The 17,314-nt window shown below is 70.7% G+C and carries 13 protein-coding genes and 1 pseudogene; 11 read left to right on the top strand and 3 right to left on the bottom strand.

The window, feature by feature from the left end:
• Window positions 1-3: 3 nt before the first annotated feature.
• Window positions 4-1,194: a saccharopine dehydrogenase family protein gene (locus OHB49_RS07650; protein WP_329158969.1), complete on the bottom strand. Its 1,191-nt coding sequence runs from the start codon at window positions 1,192-1,194 to the stop codon at window positions 4-6.
• A 204-nt stretch (window positions 1,195-1,398) separates the two neighbouring features.
• On the opposite strand from OHB49_RS07650, the gene OHB49_RS07645 reads away from it, so the two are divergent.
• The 6 genes from OHB49_RS07645 to thrS all read left to right on the top strand — a co-directional run bounded on the left by OHB49_RS07645 (window position 1,399) and on the right by thrS (window position 9,686).
• Complete coding sequence (locus tag OHB49_RS07645; RefSeq protein ID WP_329158967.1) at window positions 1,399-2,541, top strand: CaiB/BaiF CoA transferase family protein; 1,143 nt, start codon at window positions 1,399-1,401, stop codon at window positions 2,539-2,541.
• Complete coding sequence (locus OHB49_RS07640) at window positions 2,541-3,566, top strand: LLM class F420-dependent oxidoreductase (protein ID WP_329158966.1); 1,026 nt, start codon at window positions 2,541-2,543, stop codon at window positions 3,564-3,566. The genes OHB49_RS07645 and OHB49_RS07640 overlap by 1 nt, the downstream gene beginning before the upstream one ends.
• A 10-nt stretch (window positions 3,567-3,576) precedes the next feature.
• Window positions 3,577-4,719, top strand: coding sequence for an acyl-CoA dehydrogenase family protein (locus OHB49_RS07635; protein ID WP_030979747.1), 1,143 nt, complete (start codon window positions 3,577-3,579; stop codon window positions 4,717-4,719).
• A gap of 35 nt (window positions 4,720-4,754) precedes the next feature.
• Complete coding sequence (locus tag OHB49_RS07630) at window positions 4,755-5,969, top strand: acetyl-CoA C-acetyltransferase (protein WP_313940210.1); 1,215 nt, start codon at window positions 4,755-4,757, stop codon at window positions 5,967-5,969.
• A 38-nt stretch (window positions 5,970-6,007) separates the two neighbouring features.
• The gene (locus tag OHB49_RS07625; RefSeq protein WP_329158964.1) at window positions 6,008-8,179 is read left to right on the top strand and encodes a 3-hydroxyacyl-CoA dehydrogenase NAD-binding domain-containing protein; all 2,172 of its coding nucleotides are present in this window, start codon (window positions 6,008-6,010) and stop codon (window positions 8,177-8,179) included.
• A 217-nt stretch (window positions 8,180-8,396) separates the two neighbouring features.
• Window positions 8,397-9,686: a threonine--tRNA ligase gene (thrS, locus tag OHB49_RS07620; RefSeq protein ID WP_443079647.1), complete on the top strand. Its 1,290-nt coding sequence runs from the start codon at window positions 8,397-8,399 to the stop codon at window positions 9,684-9,686.
• Between the two features lie 45 nt (window positions 9,687-9,731).
• Here thrS and OHB49_RS07615 read toward each other — a convergent pair whose 3' ends face one another.
• Window positions 9,732-10,463 carry a MerR family transcriptional regulator gene (locus tag OHB49_RS07615; protein ID WP_313940213.1) on the bottom strand — a complete coding sequence of 244 codons (732 nt, stop codon included), beginning with the start codon at window positions 10,461-10,463 and terminating at the stop codon, window positions 9,732-9,734.
• 251 nt (window positions 10,464-10,714) lie between these two features.
• Here OHB49_RS07615 and OHB49_RS07610 point away from each other — a divergent pair.
• The 3 genes and pseudogenes from OHB49_RS07610 to OHB49_RS07600 form a co-directional block, all read left to right on the top strand.
• A pseudogene (locus OHB49_RS07610) lies at window positions 10,715-10,831 on the top strand (Appr-1-p processing protein); the annotation flags it as partial.
• A 59-nt stretch (window positions 10,832-10,890) separates the two neighbouring features.
• On the top strand, window positions 10,891-11,430 hold the full coding sequence (locus OHB49_RS07605) for a hypothetical protein (protein WP_030979752.1): 540 nt from the start codon (window positions 10,891-10,893) through the stop codon (window positions 11,428-11,430).
• A gap of 151 nt (window positions 11,431-11,581) precedes the next feature.
• On the top strand, window positions 11,582-12,466 hold the full coding sequence (locus tag OHB49_RS07600) for an oxygenase MpaB family protein (RefSeq protein ID WP_329158958.1): 885 nt from the start codon (window positions 11,582-11,584) through the stop codon (window positions 12,464-12,466).
• Between the two features lie 135 nt (window positions 12,467-12,601).
• Here OHB49_RS07600 and OHB49_RS07595 read toward each other — a convergent pair whose 3' ends face one another.
• A complete protein-coding gene (locus OHB49_RS07595) occupies window positions 12,602-13,642 on the bottom strand; it encodes a LacI family DNA-binding transcriptional regulator (protein WP_329158956.1) in 1,041 nt (346 codons plus the stop codon).
• Between the two features lie 313 nt (window positions 13,643-13,955).
• Between OHB49_RS07595 and OHB49_RS07590 the strand changes: the two genes are divergently transcribed.
• Window positions 13,956-15,935, top strand: a complete 1,980-nt coding sequence (locus OHB49_RS07590; RefSeq protein WP_329158954.1) for a Xaa-Pro dipeptidyl-peptidase — start codon at window positions 13,956-13,958, stop codon at window positions 15,933-15,935.
• A complete protein-coding gene (locus OHB49_RS07585) occupies window positions 15,932-17,281 on the top strand; it encodes a M14 family metallopeptidase (protein WP_329158952.1) in 1,350 nt (449 codons plus the stop codon). The genes OHB49_RS07590 and OHB49_RS07585 overlap by 4 nt, the downstream gene beginning before the upstream one ends.
• Window positions 17,282-17,314 lie beyond the last annotated feature (33 nt).

Below are 17,314 nucleotides of genomic sequence, written 5' to 3'. Positions count from 1 at the left end.
CGCTCAGCGGACCGCCGCGACCCGGAAGCGCAGCCCGGCCCCGCGCAGCCGCTCCAGCAGCGCCTCACCCATTGCGACGGCCGTGGTGACCTGCCCCGATGTCGGCGGAAGCTCGTCCAGGGCGAGGCAGAGCGCCGACTGTGCGAGCATCTTCGCCGTCTCGCCGTAGCCGGGGTCACCGCCGGACACCTCCGTGAAGACCCGGCGGCCGCCGCCCTCCCCGACGAAACGCACCGTGAACCAGCTCCGCCTGCGGCGTTCCGCGTCCGGGCCCGCCCCCGGTTCGTACCGGCCCATCAGCCAGTTCCGTGTGGCCGGCAACTGAGCCATGCCGAGGAGGGCGCCGATCGCAGCCGTGCCGCCGAGCGCCACCGGCAGGCGCTTCACCGAGGCGAAGTGGCGGTAGCGGAAGTCGGGCCCGTACCGCGCCAGTCGGCGCGCCGAGCGTTCGACGACCTGTGGGTCCAGGGTCGGCAGGGGGAGCGCCCAGGTGCCGGTCTCCGCATTGAAGTGCGGGGTGCCCAGCGATGCGCGGGCGCGGCGGCCGACCAGGCGTGGTTCGTGCAGCCGGCGCTCCTGGGCCGCGCGCAGCATCTGCCGGCCGCGGCCCATCGCGGTGAGCGCGGATGCGAACGTACCGCCGGAGAAGACGGCATTGCTGCGGACGAAACCGTCGATCGTCAGCGGCACGTCCTGCGGCAGCTGCTGGACGGTGAAGTACACCCCGAGGTCGTGCGGTACCGAGTCGAAGCCGCAGGCGTGCACGAGCCGGGCACCGGTCTCGCGTGCCCGCGCGTCATGCTCCAGATACATCCGGTCGACGAACTCCGCTTCGCCGGTCAGGTCCGTGTAATCCGTCCCGGCCTCCGCGCAGGCGGCGACCAGCTTCTCGCCGTACCAGACGTACGGACCCACGGTCGAGGCCACCACATGCGCCGATTCGGCGAGTTCGCGCAGCGCGTCCGGGTCGTCGGCGTCGGCGTGCAGCAGGGGAAGGTCCGCACAGCGCGGATCGATCGCGGTCAGGCGGTCGCGCAGCTCGGCCAGCTTGGCCGGGCTGCGGCCGGCCAGCGCCCAGCGGCAGCTGTCGGGTGCGTGGGCGGCGAGATATTCGGCGGTGAGGGCACCCACGAAGCCGGTGGCACCGAAAAGGACTATGTCGTAGGGGCGTTGTGCCCCGTTCTGCCTGTTCATGAGTGCCTCCGCAGGGGCCGGCGCCGATGTAGCAGGCAGAGGTTAGCGGAGGGGGTCGTGGCGGTGTACAGCCGGGCGGCGATCGTGAGGGAGGATCCAGGGGAAAGAACTAAGCGCTTGCTCGGCTCAAAGGGTTGTGCGGAGCGCGGCACGTTCTTAGCATCATCGCTGTTACATCAGTTGTGTCACACCGCTGGGGGCTTGATGGCAACGACGGAGCACGGCCCGCTGGCGGGCGTACGCGTGGTGGAGCTGGCGGGCATCGGCCCCGGCCCGTTCGCCGCGATGCTCCTGGCCGACCTCGGTGCCGATGTCGTCAGGGTCGACCGGCCGGCCGGCCCGGGGCTAGGCATCGATCCCGCGTACGACCTCACCAACCGCAACAAACGCTCCGTGCTCGTCGACCTCAAGGCCGAGGACGGCCCGGACCGTGTCCTGGACCTGGTCGAACGCGCCGACATCCTGATCGAGGGCTACCGGCCGGGCGTCGCCGAACGCCTCGGCGTCGGCCCCGACGCCTGTCTCGCCCGCAATCCCGGGCTCGTCTACGGGCGGATGACCGGCTGGGGCCAGGACGGGCCACTCGCCGAGCGGGCCGGACACGACATCGCGTACATCGCCCTCACCGGCACGCTCTCCATGATCGGCAAGCCCGGCGAGCCGCCCACCGTCCCCGCCAATCTGGTCGGCGACTACGCGGGCGGCTCGCTCTATCTCGTCGTCGGCATCCTCGCCGCCCTCCAGCACGCCCGCACCCCCGGTGGCACGGGCCAGGTCGTCGACGCGGCGATTGTCGACGGCGCCGCCCATCTCGCCACGATGATCCACGGGATGCTGGCGGCCGGCGGCTGGCAGGACCGGCGCGGCTCCAACCTCCTGGACGGCGGCTGTCCGTTCTACGGTTCGTACGAGACCGCCGACGGCCAGTACATGGCGGTCGGCCCGCTGGAGCAGCAGTTCTACGACGAGTTCGTCAAGCTCCTCGGCATCGAGGACCGGGCCCCGGACCGCAAGGACGTCACCCGCTGGGAGGAGCTGCGCACGGCCGTCGCCGACCGGTTCAGGACCCGGACGCGCGCGGAGTGGACCGAGGTCTTCGAAGCCACGGACGCCTGTGTGGCCCCCGTCCTCTCGCTCCGCGAGGCCCCGCATCACCCGCACCTCGCCGCCCGCTCCACCTTCGTCGAACACGGCGGCCTCACCCAGCCCGCTCCCGCACCCCGCTTCTCCGCCACACCCGTCTCCGTACGCAGCGGACCCGCGCAGCCCGGCGCGGACACCGAGGACGTCGCCCGCGACTGGGACGTACCGAGCATGCACCGGCCCCGGAAGGACACCACCGACTGATGGAACTCTCCCTGCCGCTGAACTACGCGGGCGACCCGCGCGAGGCCTGCGACCAGGTCGCTGCCCTGGAGTCCGCCGGACTCGACGCCGTCTGGGTCGCGGAGGCCTACGGCTTCGACTCGCCCACCCTCATGGGCTATCTGGCCGCCCGCACCGAACGCATGAAGATCGGTGCGGCGATCCTCAACGTCTACTCCCGCACCCCCGCCCTGATCGCCCAGACCGGCGCCGGACTCGACGCGATCTCCGGCGGCCGGGCGCTGCTCGGGCTCGGCGCGTCCGGGCCGCAGGTCGTCGAGGGCTGGCACGGCAAGGCGTACGACAAGCCGCTCGGCCGGACCCGCGAGACCGTCGAACTGTGCCGCCGGATCTGGCGCCGCGAAGTCATCGACCACCACGGCATCACCGACATGCCGCTGCCCAAGGAGAAGGGCGGCCGGCTCGGCAAGCCCCTGAAGATCCTCACCCGTCCGGTGCGCGAGGAGATCCCGCTCTACATCGCCTCGCTCGGCCCCGCCAATGTCCGGCTGACCGCCGAGATCGCCGACGGCTGGCTGCCCACCCTCTACCTCCCCGAGAAGGCCCAGCAGGTGTGGGGCACGGTCCTCGCCGAGGGCGCCGCCGAGCGCGACCCGGCGCGCGGCCCGCTGCAGACCGTCGCCGGCGGACTCCTTGCCATCGGCGACGACGCGGCCGCGCTCAGGGACCTCGCCCGCCCGCAGATCGCGCTGTACGTCGGCGGAATGGGCGCCAAGGGAAAGAACTTCTACAACGACCTCGCCGTCGCCTACGGATACGAGAAGGAAGCCGCGCTCATCCAGGAGCTGTACCTCTCCGGGAAGAAGAAGGAGGCCGAGGCCGCCGTCCCGGACGAATTCTGCGAGCTCATGTCGCTGTGCGGACCCGAGGGGTACGTACGCGACCGCATCGAGGCGTTCCGCGAGTCCGGCGTCACCATGCTCAACGTCATCCCGGTCGGTCCCGATCCGGCCCGGCTGATCTCCACCGTCAAGAACTGGCTCTAGGGGGCCCGCAGTGCAGCGGCAGATCTTCACCGAGGAGCACGACGCGTTCCGTGAGACCGTCCGGACCTTCCTGACCAAGGAAGTCCTCCCGCACTACGAGCAGTGGGAGAAGGACGGCATCGTCTCGCGCGAGGCCTGGCTCGCGGCCGGCCGGCAGGGACTGCTCGGCTTCGCCGTGCCCGAGGAGTACGGCGGCGGTGGCACCACCGACTTCCGCTACAGCGCCGTCCTCGCCGAGGAGTTCACCCGGGCCGGCGCCCCCGGACTCGCTCTCGGCCTGCACAACGACATCATCGGCCCCTACCTCACCGGGCTCGCCACCGAGGAACAGAAGCGGCGCTGGCTGCCGGGCTTCTGCAGCGGCGAGATCATCACCGCCATCGCGATGACCGAACCCGGCGCGGGCTCCGACCTCCAGGGCATCCGCACCACCGCCGAGGACAGGGGCGACCACTGGCTGCTGAACGGCTCCAAGACGTTCATCTCCAACGGCATCCTCGCCGACCTGGTGGTCGTCGTGGCCAAGACCACCCCGGAGGGCGGCGCGAAGGGGCTCTCGCTGATCGTCGTCGAACGCGGCACGGAGGGCTTCGAGCGGGGCCGCAACCTCGACAAGATCGGCCAGAAGTCCCAGGATACGGCCGAGCTGTTCTTCAACGACGTCCGCGTCCCCAAGGAGAACCTGCTCGGTGAGCGCGACGGCGCGTTCATCCACCTGATGACCAACCTGGCACAGGAGCGGATGGGCATAGCGCTCGCCGGTATCGCCGCCGCCGAGTACCTCCTGGAGATCACCACCCAGTACGTCAAGGAGCGCGAAGCCTTCGGGCGGCCGCTCTCCAAGCTCCAGCACATCCGCTTCGAGATCGCCGAGATGGCCACCGAGTGCGCCGTCACCCGGACCTTCGTCGACCGGTGCATCGTCGACCACTCGAACGGCGAACTCGACGCCGTACACGCATCGATGGCCAAGTGGTGGGCCACCGAGCTGCAGAAGCGCGTCGCCGACCGCTGCCTCCAGCTCCACGGCGGCTACGGCTACATGGCGGAATACCGGGTCGCCAAGGCGTTCACCGACGGCCGCATCCAGACCATCTACGGCGGAACGACCGAGATCATGAAGGAGATCATCGGCCGCTCGCTGCTCGCCTGACCCCGACGATCGACCACCCTCGAAAGGCTGCTGTCTTGAGTACCGAAGCATTCGTCTACGACGCGATCCGCACCCCGCGCGGCCGCGGCAAGGCCAATGGCGCCCTGCACGGCACCAAGCCGATCGACCTCGTCGTCGGCCTCATCCACGAAATCCGCAACCGCTTCCCCGGGCTGGACCCGGCCGCCATCGACGACATCGTCCTCGGCGTGGTCAGCCCGCTCGGCGACCAGGGCTCCGACATCGCCCGGATCGCCGCCATCGCCGCCGGACTCCCGGACTCGGTGGCGGGCGTCCAGGAGAACCGGTTCTGTGCGTCCGGTCTGGAAGCCGTCAACCTGGCCGCAGCGAAGGTCCGTTCGGGCTGGGAGGACCTGATCCTCGCGGGCGGTGTCGAGTCGATGTCCCGGGTGCCGATGGGCTCCGACGGCGGCGCCTGGGCGATGGACCCGATGACCAACTACGAGACCGGCTTCGCCCCGCAGGGCGTCGGCGCCGACCTCATCGCGACCATCGAGGGCTTCTCGCGCCGCGACGTCGACGAGTTCGCCGCGCTCTCCCAGGAGCGGGCCGCCGAGGCGTGGAAGGACGGCCGCTTCGCGCGCTCCGTCGTCCCGGTCAAGGACCGCAACGGCCTCGTCGTCCTCGACCACGACGAGCACATGCGCCCCGGCACCACCGCCGACTCGCTGGCCGCCCTCAAGCCCTCGTTCGCCACCATCGGCGAGCTGGGCGGCTTCGACGCCGTGGCGCTGCAGAAGTACCACTGGGTCGAGAAGATCGACCACGTCCACCACGCGGGCAACTCCTCCGGCATCGTGGACGGCGCCGCCCTCGTCGCCATCGGCAACAAGGAGACCGGTGAGCGGTACGGCCTCACGCCGCGCGCCCGGATCGTCTCCGCCGCGGTCTCCGGCTCCGAGCCGACCATCATGCTGACCGGCCCCGCCCCCGCCACCCGCAAGGCCCTCGCCAAGGCCGGACTCACCATCGACGACATCGACCTCGTCGAGATCAACGAGGCGTTCGCCGGTGTCGTCCTCCGCTTCGCCCGGGACATGGGGCTCTCCCTCGACAAGATCAACGTCAACGGCGGCGCCATCGCGCTCGGACACCCGCTCGGCGCTACCGGAGCGATGATCCTCGGCACGCTCATCGACGAACTGGAGCGCCAGGACAAGCGGTACGGCCTCGCCACCCTCTGCGTCGGCGGCGGCATGGGCGTCGCCACCGTCATCGAGCGTCTCTGACCGTCCCCGGCCACCCCTTGCCTACGGAGAACACAGCAATGACCGAGAGCACGACCATCCGCTGGGAACAGGACGAGACCGGCGTCGTCACCCTCGTACTCGACGACCCCAACCAGTCCGCCAACACGATGAACCAGGCCTTCAAGGACTCCATCGCGGCCGTCGCCGACCGCGCGGAAGCCGAGAAGGACGCCATCCGCGGCATCATCTACACCTCCGCCAAGAAGACCTTCTTCGCGGGCGGCGACCTCAAGGACATGATCAAGGTCGGTCCGGAGAACGCCCAGGACGCCTTCGACGCGGGCGCCGCCATCAAGGGCTCGCTGCGCCGCATCGAGACCCTCGGGATTCCCGTCGTCGCCGCCATCAACGGAGCGGCTCTCGGCGGCGGTTACGAGATCGCGCTCGCCTCCCACCACCGCATCGCGCTCGACGCGCCCGGCTCCCGCATCGGCCTGCCCGAGGTCACCCTCGGCCTGCTGCCCGCGGGCGGCGGCGTCACCCGGACCGTACGCCTCATGGGCGTCGCCGACGCGCTGCTGAAGGTCCTCCTCCAGGGCACCCAGTACACCCCGCAGCGCGCCCTGGAGAACGGCCTCGTCCACGAGGTCGCGGCCACACCCGAGGAGATGCTCGACAAGGCCCGGGCCTTCATCGACGCCCACCCCGAGTCCCAGCAGCCCTGGGACGTCAAGGGCTACAAGATCCCCGGCGGCACCCCGTCCCACCCGAAGTTCGCCGCCAACCTGCCAGCCTTCCCGGCCAACCTGAAGAAGCAGCTCGCGGGCGCCCCCATGCCTGCGCCGCGCAACATTCTGGCCGCCGCCGTCGAGGGCTCCCAGGTCGACTTCGAGACCGCGCTGACCATCGAGGCCCGGTACTTCACCGAGCTCGTCACCGGTCAGATCTCGAAGAACATGATCCAGGCGTTCTTCTTCGACCTCCAGGCCGTCAACTCCGGCGCCAACCGTCCCAAGGGCATCGAGGAGCGCCAGGTCAGGAAGGTCGCCGTCCTCGGCGCCGGGATGATGGGCGCCGGCATCGCGTACTCCTGCGCCCGCGCCGGCATCGAGGTCGTCCTCAAGGACGTCTCCACCGAGGCGGCCGCCAAGGGCAAGGCCTACAGCGAGAAGCTGCTCGACAAGGCGCTCTCCCGGGGCCGTACGACCGAGGCGAAGCGTGACGAGCTGCTGGCCCGTATCACCCCGACGGGCGACCCGGCCGATCTGGCGGGCTGCGACGCCGTCATCGAGGCGGTCTTCGAGGACACCGCGCTCAAGCACAAGGTGTTCCAGGAGATCCAGGACATCATCGAGCCCGACGCACTGCTCTGCTCCAACACCTCGACCCTGCCGATCACGGTCCTCGCCAAGGGGGTCGAGCGCCCCGCCGACTTCATCGGCCTGCACTTCTTCTCGCCCGTCGACAAGATGCCGCTGGTGGAGATCATCAAGGGCGAGCAGACCGGCGACGAGGCCCTGGCGCGCGCCTTCGACCTGGTCCGACGGATCCAGAAGACGCCGATCGTCGTCAACGACTCGCGCGGTTTCTTCACCTCGCGTGTCATCGGCCAGTTCATCAACGAGGGCGTCGCCATGGTCGGTGAGGGCGTCGAGCCGGCGTCGGTCGAGCAGGCCGCGGCGCAGTCCGGCTACCCGGCCAAGGTCCTCTCGCTGATGGACGAGCTGACGCTGACCCTGCCGCGCAAGATCCGCAACGAGACGAAGCGCGCGGTCGAGGAGGCGGGCGGCACCTGGGCCGGGCACCCTGCGGACGCGGTCATCGACCGGATGGTCGACGAGTTCGGACGAGCCGGACGCAGCGGCGGCGCGGGCTTCTACGAGTACGGCGAGGACGGCAAGCGGGCCGGGCTGTGGCCGGGGCTGCGCGAGCACTTCGCCAAGCCGGACGCCGACGTCCCGTTCGAGGACATGAAGGAGCGGATGCTCTTCTCCGAGGCACTGGACAGCGTGCGCTGCCTGGAGGAGAACGTCCTCATCTCGGTCGCCGACGCCAACATCGGATCCATCATGGGCATCGGCTTCCCGCCGTGGACCGGAGGCGTGCTCCAGTACATCAACGGGTACGAGGGCGGCCTGCCCGGCTTCGTGGCACGCGCCCGGGAACTCGCCGAGAAGTACGGCGACCGGTTCCTGCCGCCCGCGCTGCTGGTGGAGAAGGCCGAGAAGGGCGAGACCTTCCACGACTGACCGGCGTCCCCAGCGGGCCACGTACCGGCCGGAGGCTGCGGTATCCGCATCCTCCGGCCGGAAAATACCGGGTGGACAGCGGGACACCCTGCTAGCGTCAGCGCCATGAAGCGCGCTGCCATGACGACGACGCCGGAGAGTGTCCCGGCGCGCTGACAGATGTCTCAGTCCGAAGCCCCGGGGCGAGTGCCCCGGGGCTTCGGCACGGGGTCCCTCACTGCTCGAGCGAAGCCGAGAGCGTGGGGGAGGTCACTCGCCCGATGACCGCGAGGAGACCGCCATGCACGACCACCGCAAGCTGGGCCGCGAACTGGCCCTGTTCGACACCGACCCGCTGATCGGCGCGGGACTTCCGTACTGGCTGCCCGACGGCGCGACCGTGCGGCACACCCTGGAGGAGTACATCCGCACCGCCGAGCGGCGGGCCGGCTACCGGCACGTGTACTCGCCGGTGCTGGGCAAGCGGGAGCTGTACGAGATCTCCGGGCACTGGTCGCACTACAGCGACGACATGTTCCCGCCGATGGACCTGGGATCGGAGCAGGTAGTCCTGCGGCCGAGTCTCTGCCCGCACCACGCGGTGATCTACCGCTCCCGTTCCCACAGTTACCGCGAGCTGCCGCTGCGCATGGCCGAACTGGGCGGCATGTACCGTTCCGAACTGTCCGGCGTGCTCGGCGGGCTGACCCGCGTCCGGGCCATCCAGCTGAACGACGCGCACATCTTCTGCACCCTGGACCAGGTCGCCGACGAGGCGCGGGCCGCCCTGGAGATGATCCGCAGCGCGTACCAGGCACTGGGCATCAGCCCGGCCCGCTACCGGCTCTCCCTCCCCGGCCCCGGCGGCAAGTACGTGGCCGCGCCCGAGAAGTGGCAGCGGTCCACCGCACTGCTCACCGAGGTACTCGACCGCTCCGGCCTGCCCTACGACTCGGCGGAGGGCGAGGCGGCGTTCTACGGCCCGAAGATCGACGTCCAGGTCACCGACGGTGCGGGCAGGGAGTCCACCCTGTCCACCGTCCAGGTCGACTTCCATCAGCCCGAGCGGTTCGACCTGCACTACATCGGCGCGGACGGCGCGAAGCACCGGCCGGTCATGGTCCACCGCAGCATCATCGGCAGCGTGGAGCGGGCCGTCGCCCATCTCATCGAACAGCACGGCGGCGCCTTCCCTGCCTGGCTCGCCCCGACCCAGCTGGCGATCCTCCCGATCTCCGAGGCGGAACTGCCGAACGCCGTGGCGCTGGCCGAGCGCTGCACCGACCGTGGGCTGCGGGCCGAGATCGCCGGGCCGGAACGCGGCACCCTGGGCGCCCGAATCCGGGAGGACCGCCTGGTGCCTTACCAAGCCGTGATCGGGGCGAGGGAAGCCGCCGACGACCAGGTCGCCGTACGGCTGCGCGACGGACGCCGCCTCGACCCACAGCCTTCCGATGCCTTCCTCGACCGGATCGGCGCACTCATCGACGCCCACACCACCGAGCTGTGGGACGAGGCAGTCTCGTAACGGACCGCACGCCGGGAAGGCGCTGCGGCCGCCTGCGGCGGGGGCTCACTCCGCCGTGAACGCGGCCCGCAGCTCTTCCTTGAGCGACCGCTGGAACGCGGTCACCAGAGCCTGCAGCACCATCGGCTGCATATGGGCCGACAGCGACTTCATCGCCGCCACATGCTCCGGGTCCGACTCCCGCTCCCGGTACGGGTTCCACACCTCGTCCCGGAACAGCCGCGTCAGCTCGTGCGCAGCGGAGCGGGTGTGCTCCAGCAGCACCGTGCGCGCCGCGAGGATCGTCTCGTTGGTGATCGGTACGTCGAGCAGCTCCACCCCCAGCCGCAGCATCCCCGGATCGACCCGGAAGCTGTCGTCCGCCGCCTCCGCGCGCTCCAGCACACCCATCGCGGCCAGCCGGTCCACGTCCTCCTCGGTCAGTGCCCGCCCCGCGCGCCGCTCAAGCTCCGCCCGGGTCGCCTCCTCCGCCGAGTCCGGCGCCCAGGACGCCACCAGCGCCCGGTGGATCGCCAGATCGTGGGCGCTCAGATCGGGCGGCAGCTGCTCCAGATAACGTTCGATCGCGGCGAGCGTCATGCCCTGGTGCTGAAGCTCCTCGATCAGTGCCAGACGGGACAGGTGGTCGTGCCCGTAGTGCCCGACCCGGCGCGGCCCGATCACCGGGGGCGGCAGCAGCCCCCGGGTGCTGTAGAAACGCACGGTGCGTACGGTCACTCCGGCGCGCGCCGCCAGCTCGTCGACAGTGAGCGTCGGCTCCTCGGTTCCGGTCGCCATGTCTGCTCCTCGCTGCTGACCGCTGGGCACTGCCGTCCCCGGTTATGCCTGTACCGACGGCACTGTCCGCATCCGTGTGCACCAATCCAGTTCAACAGTATTGCTGTCTCACCACTGTTGTGAAAGTCTCCGGCACCGCCGAGGCGCAGGAGACCGCAGTACTCGCCGCCGGGCCCTGACCCATCTGGGAGCCGCCGGGTGATCCACGAAGGGTACGCAGATCATCGAGGCGCTGTACGGGGCGGGCTGAACACATGCCCCGGATCGGATGCGGCCTCGCAGGCGGTAAGTGGTCCCGGACAGAGCCGTTGATCGAGCGTCGGCTGCTGAGCCGGGGCATAGCCGTGACGGTGTACGACTACGAGTAGGGCCCCGGACGCTGAGCCCGTGTCACCGGTGAACCGTCGGTCGCCGTAGGCTCCCGGCCATGCGAACCGACAGCGCTCCGGAAGCCCGCGCCCTTCTGATCACCGGCACCGTCGGGGTCGGCAAGACGTCGGTGGCCGACGCCGCAGGAGATCTGCTGGCCGGCTCCGGCGTGCCCAACGCCGTCATCGACATGGACTGGCTCTGCCGGAGCCGGCCCGCGCCCGCCGACGACCGCTTCAACTTCGCCCTGCTGGTGCGCAACCTGAGGTGCATGGTCGGCAACTACCTCGATGCGGGCGTCACCCGGCTCGTTCTCGCGGGCGTCGTCGAGGACGCGGAGGACCGGGAGCAGTGCGCGAAGGCGGTGGGTGTCGACCTGTCCGTGTGCCGGCTCCGGGTCGAGCTGCCGGTGGTCCGGCAGCGGCTGTCCCGGCGCCACGCGGACGAGCCCGAAGCGCTGCGGTGGCACCTGGACAGATCGGGGGAGCTCGACGGGATCCTCGACCGGGCCCGGGTGGAGGACTTCACGGTCGACGCCACCCACCACCGCGTCGACGAGGCCGCGGCCGCGGTGCTGGAAGCGGCCGGCTGGCGGTGACGGGCGGCACCGCCCTCCCGCGCACACAGTGGCCGCCGGCCGAACCGGTCCCGCCGCCCCTGCCGCTCGCCGGCCCGCCCGCGATCGCATACTGGAATACACATCAGCCGGGCACCGGCCCGCACGTCCGTCGACTGCTGGGAGTCCCCGCATGAGCAGCGAAGCACCCCGGGGCGGGGACCGGAAGCGGGAGCCCGAGCCGCCGCCGCCCGGCGGAGTGCTCTGGAGCCTTGCCGGAGACGTCCGCGCCCTGCTGATGCTGCCCGCTGCCCTCACACTCCAGGTCGCCCACCCGGCGGTCGGCGCGGGCGTCGACGATCACTCGGTGTTCCGCACGGACCCGTGGGGGCGCGGCGAGCGGTCGCTGCGCTCGCTCCAGCTCTGGGTGTACGGGGGTGAGGAAGCCGCCGAGGAGGGGCGCAGGCTCCGCAAGCTGCACCGCACCATTCAGGGAACCGACACCCGCGGACGCCGTTACCATGCGCTGTCACCCGCGAACTATGCGTGGGTGCACGCCACGGGCTTCCCCATCTACCGGCACGGCACGCGGTATCTCGTCCGCCCGCTCACCGAGGCGCAGGAGCGGGCCCTGTACCGGGAATGGCTCCAGGTCGGCCGGATCCTCGGCATCAACGACCGGGACATGCCACAGTCGATCGAGGAGTTCTGGCCGTACTACCGCAAGGTGCTCGCCGACGAGATAGAGGCCACCGTCGTCGTCGAGGAGCTGGTCGCCACCGACCGGCCGGTACCGCCGCCGGACCTGGGTCCGCGGCCGGTCAGGCTGCTGGTCAAGGCCCTGTGGCCGGTCCTGTTCCCGCCGCTGGCCAGGTTCCGCAGGTTCATCACCATCGGGCTGATGCCGCCGGACGCGCGCGAGGCGATCGGTCTGGAATGGACGGCCGCGCAGGAGCGGAAGCTGCGGAGGTTCTGCGGTGTCGTCCGGGCTGTGGTGCCCGTGCTTCCTGAGCGGCTGCGCTATCTGCCGTACGCACGCCGGGCCCGAGCCGCCCAGCGGATGCGCGGCACCCGCTGAGCTCACCCGGGCCCACGGTGTTCAGCTGCCTGATGCGCCTTCGGTGACTGCGGGCGTCCGCCGGCCGGTCGCGGGCGCACGGGCTCGCGCGCGGGCGGGGGTGCCGGTGCCGATGGCGTCCTCCGGCCGGACGGGTCAGGCCGAGACCCGTCGGACCAGCTCGGTCGGTGTGATCACCGAATCGGTCTCCTGCCCTTCGCCGTTCAGCCTCTGCATCAGCAGCCGCACCATCAACCGTCCCATGCCTTCGACATCCTGACGGACGGTCGTCAAGGGAGGATCGGTCGCTTCGGCGACCTGCTCCATGTCGTCGAAGCCGACCAGCGCCACGTCCTCCGGTACCCGGCGGCCGTGCTCGCCCAGCACCCGAAGGGCGCCGGACGCCATCAGGTCGTTGGACGCGAACACGGCGTCGAGGCCGGGGTGGCGCTCCAGCAGTTCGGCCATCGCCCGGGCGCCGCCATCGACGGTGAAGTCGCCCTCCACGACCAGTGACGGATCGCTGTCGGGCAGCACATCGCGGTAGCCGTCGATCCGGTCGAGCGCCGACGTCTGGCCGCGGGGCCCCGCGATGTGCCCGATCCGCTGCCGGCCGAGAGAGACCAGATGGCGTACGGCCTCGCGGGCGCCGCCGCGGTTGTCGCAGTCGACGTAGGGGACGGCGTGTTCCGATGCGTCCCCCGGTGTGCCGGGGCGGCCGCCGTAGACCGTGGGCACCCGGAACCGGCGGATGACGGCGGGAAGTTCGTCGTCGGTGTGCAGCGAGAACGCCAGCACGCCGTCCACATGGCCACCGGCCAGATAGCGGGTGATCCGGTCGAAGTCCCCGCTGCCCTCCACCAGGAGGAGCACCAGCTGGGCGTCGTACACGTTCAGTTCCCGGCTGATGCCACGGATCTGCCGGGAGAAGAACGGGTCGGAGAAGATCCGGAACTCCGGCTCGTCGATGATCACGGCCACCGCGCCGTTGCGCCGGGTGACCAGGGTCCGCGCGGCATGGTTCGGTATGTACCCGAGTTCCTCGACCGCCTTGCGGACCTGGTCCACCAGCGGCTGCCGCACCCCCGCCCCGCCGTTCACGACCCGGGAGGCCGTCGCCCGGGAGACTCCGGCGCGGGCCGCCACGGCCTCCAGCGTGGGGCGGGCATCACGGGAGGAAGGGGTCGGACCGGGCAAGGGACGCTCCTCGTACGCGCGGGAACCGGCCGGAATCGGCCGAAGCTGCGGAACAGCACGAACCCCACCAGCCTACGGGCTTGGTGTACGGGAGGTCCCGCCCGACCGGCGCCACCGGCACGCGACCGGGCGCCGGCCACACCGGGGAAAGAGGGCGGCGCGCAGACCGAACCCTTCGGGGCAAGACATGTCCATGACGGCTGCTGACACACGGATCGCTACTCGGCCGTCATGGCAGTTCGGCCGCTCTCACGTCACGTGGACGCGGAATCGCCCCCTGTTGCCCAGGAGTTGACCGGGGTACCTTCCGCAGATGCCGATACGTGTGCGGGGCACCCGCTTGACGTACAGATCGCTGGTGGTGGCGGCCTCGGCCGCCCTGATGACCGTCCTGCTTTCACCGGCAGGCGCGCAGGGCGCGAGCCCGCGGGAGAGCAGACCCGTCTACTCGTACGGGAACGCCGTCCGTGAGTCCATCTGGGTGGACACCGGACTGGACGGCGACGGAGACGGAAAGAGCGACCGGGTCGCCGTCGACATCGTGCGGCCGCGCGAACCCGCAGCGCAGGGCCGGAAGATACCCGTGATCATGGACGCCAGCCCGTACTACTCCTGCTGCGGGCGCGGCAACGAGAGCCAGCTGAAGACGTACGACAGCCAGGGAAATCCGGTCCAGTTCCCGCTGCACTACGACAACTACTTCGTCCCGCGCGGCTACGCCTTCGTCGCCGTCGATCTGGCCGGTACCAATCGCTCCGACGGATGTGTCGATGTCGGAGGCCGCTCCGACATCCAGTCCGCCAAGGCGGTCATCGACTGGCTGAACGGCCGGGCCCGCGGCTACACCACCCGCACCGGCACCGAACGCACCGGAGCCGGCTGGTCCAACGGCCGCACCGGAATGATCGGCAAGAGTTACGACGGCACCATCGCCAACGGGGTGGCGGCGACCGGAGTCGACGGTCTGCGGACCATCGTTCCCATCGGATCCATCTCCTCCTGGTACGACTACTACTTCGCCCAGGGTGCCCCCCTCTACGACAGCGGCCCCGAATGGCTCTCCGACTATGTCGAGAGCCCCGAGGCACGGGCGCGCTGCGCCGCCGTCCAGCAGAAGCTCGTCGACGAGGCGCCCCGCACCGGCGACCGGACGAAGCTCTGGAACGAGCGCGACTACGTGAAGGACGCCCGCAAGGTGAAGGCCAGTGTCTTTGCCGTCCACGGGATGCAGGACCTCAACGTCCGCACCAAGCACCTCGGCCAGTGGTGGGACGCCCTCGCGGACCGGGGCGTCGAGCGCAAGATCTGGCTCTCCCAGACCGGTCACGTCGACCCGTTCGACTACCGGCGCGCCGAGTGGGTCGACACCCTGCACCGCTGGTTCGACCACTACCTCCTCGGCTACGACAACGGCATCGACCGCGAACCGATGGCCGACATCGAACGTCACCCCGACCAGTGGTCCACCGACAAGGTCTGGCCGCCCCGCACCACCGCGGTCACCACCGTGCGCCCCGGCACCGGCACCGCGCCCGGCGTCGGTACCCTCACGCGCAGGCCCGCCCGCCCCGGCGCCACCGAGACGTTCACCGACGACCCGAAGCAGAGCGAGACGGACTGGGCCGCCGACCTGGAGAGGACCACGGGCGCCAAGGCCGGGTTTCTCACCGCACCACTCGCCCACGACCTGCGGCTCGCCGGCTCTTCGCAGGTGACCGTCACCGCGACCCCGACGACCGCCACCGCCCATCTCTCCGCGGTCCTCGTCGACGTCGGCCCCGACACCATCCGGGACTACGCCGCATCCGGCGAAGGCATCACCACCCTCACCGACCGCACCTGCTGGGGTGCGAGCACCGCCGGGGACAGCTCCTGCTTCAAGGCGACCGAGGCCAGGACCACCACCGTCGACCGGACGGTCTTCAGCCGCGGCTGGGCCGACCTCGGGACGTACGCCTCCACGGACAAGGGGCGCCCTCTCACCCCGGGCAAGCGCTACACGATCACCGTCGACCTCGCCGCGAGCGACCACGTCGTGCCGGCCGGACACCGCCTCGCCCTGATCGTCGCGGGCACCGACAAGGACCTCATCGACCCGCCGGACTCCACGCCCACGCTCACCCTCGACCTGGCCCGTACCTCCGCGAAGCTGCCGTTCGTCGGCGGCGCCGCAGCGTTCGTGCGCGCCACCGCCGGCCCCGCGCCCGCGACAGCCACCCCCCGCGTATCCCGTCCCGAGGGCGTGGCACCGCCGCGTCCCGCACACCGCATCCCGGGAGGCAGCCGCTCATGACATCCCGTATCCCGATCGTCCGTCAGCTCCGCGTCCGGCCCCTTGCTCGGCGCCTCGGCATCCGTCGGCCGGGCCTCCGGTACCTGTCCCTGACGGCCGCGGCCGCGGTTCTGGCCGTGCCCCTGGTCACGGTGCCGGCCGAGGCCGCGCACACCCCGCCCCGTACCGGTTTCGAGATCAGCAACGGGGCCCACTGGACCGGTCAGCCCGAGGAGCAGTCGTTCCTCGCCGCCGTCGACCGGGGGAGCGATCGCGTCTCCATCGACCGGATCGGCACGACGAAACAGGGCCGCCCGCTCCAGCTCGTCCGTATCGGCAACCACCGCCCCACGTCCGACACGATGCTGCTGATCTGCAGCCAGCACGGCAACGAACCGTCCGGCCGCGAGGCCTGTCTGACCACCGTCCGGGATCTCGCGTACGCCAAGGACCCGGCGACGCGCGCCTTCCTCTCCCGGACCGATGTCCTCGTCGTCCCCACCGCGAACCCCGACGGGCGGGCGGCGAACCGCCGCGGCAACTCCGACGGTGTCGACATCAACCGCGACCACATCGCCCTGCAGACCGCCGAGGCCCGTGCCATGGCCGCGGTGATCCGCGACCGGAAGCCCGACGTGATCTACGACTTGCACGAGTACGGTGCCACCCCGCCGTACTACGACAAGGACCTGTTCGTCCTCTGGCCCCGCAACCTCAACACCGACGACCGGGTGCACGGCGAATCGCAGACCCTGTCCGAAGGGTATGTGCGGCCCACCGCCAAGGAGGCCGGCTACAGCAGCGGTCTCTACGGCATCTGGACCGACCCGGTCACCGGCGACCCGATAAAGCAGACCGCGGGCGACGGACAGGAGCGCATTCTGCGCAACACCGCGGGCATCAAGCATGCGGTGGGCCTGCTCATCGAGTCCCGGGTCGACGCGCTCACCGACGCCGAGAAGGCCGACCCGGCCCTCAACAGCCGACGTCGGGTCGACTCGCAGCTGGCCGCACTCGACGGGCTGTTCAGCTTCACGGACGAGCGACGCGGGCGCATCGAGGCCGCCACGGCCGCGTCACGCACGGCAGGGTTCAAGGACCGCGGTCCCGTCTACCTCGGCGGTGCCGACAACGAGGCGGCCGAGCCCGCCGAGATCCTGCAGGACCCGCCCTGCGGCTACCGGCTGACCGCCGCCCAGTTCGCCGACGTCAGGGACGAACTCGCTCTGCACGGCGTCACGTTCCGGCGCGACGGTGACGGAGCGTACGTACCGCTGCGCCAGTCCGCCCGGAACCTGGTCCCGCTCCTCCTCGACGAGCGGGCCGCATATCACCTCACAAACGGGCAAGCCGATACCGCTTGTTGATCCCGCGAACGGCACGACACGTGTGGTACTGCC

The organism is Streptomyces sp. NBC_01717, assembly GCF_036248255.1.
Classification (GTDB): Bacteria; Actinomycetota; Actinomycetes; order Streptomycetales; family Streptomycetaceae; genus Streptomyces.
This window is presented reverse-complemented; position numbering and strand designations above follow the sequence as displayed.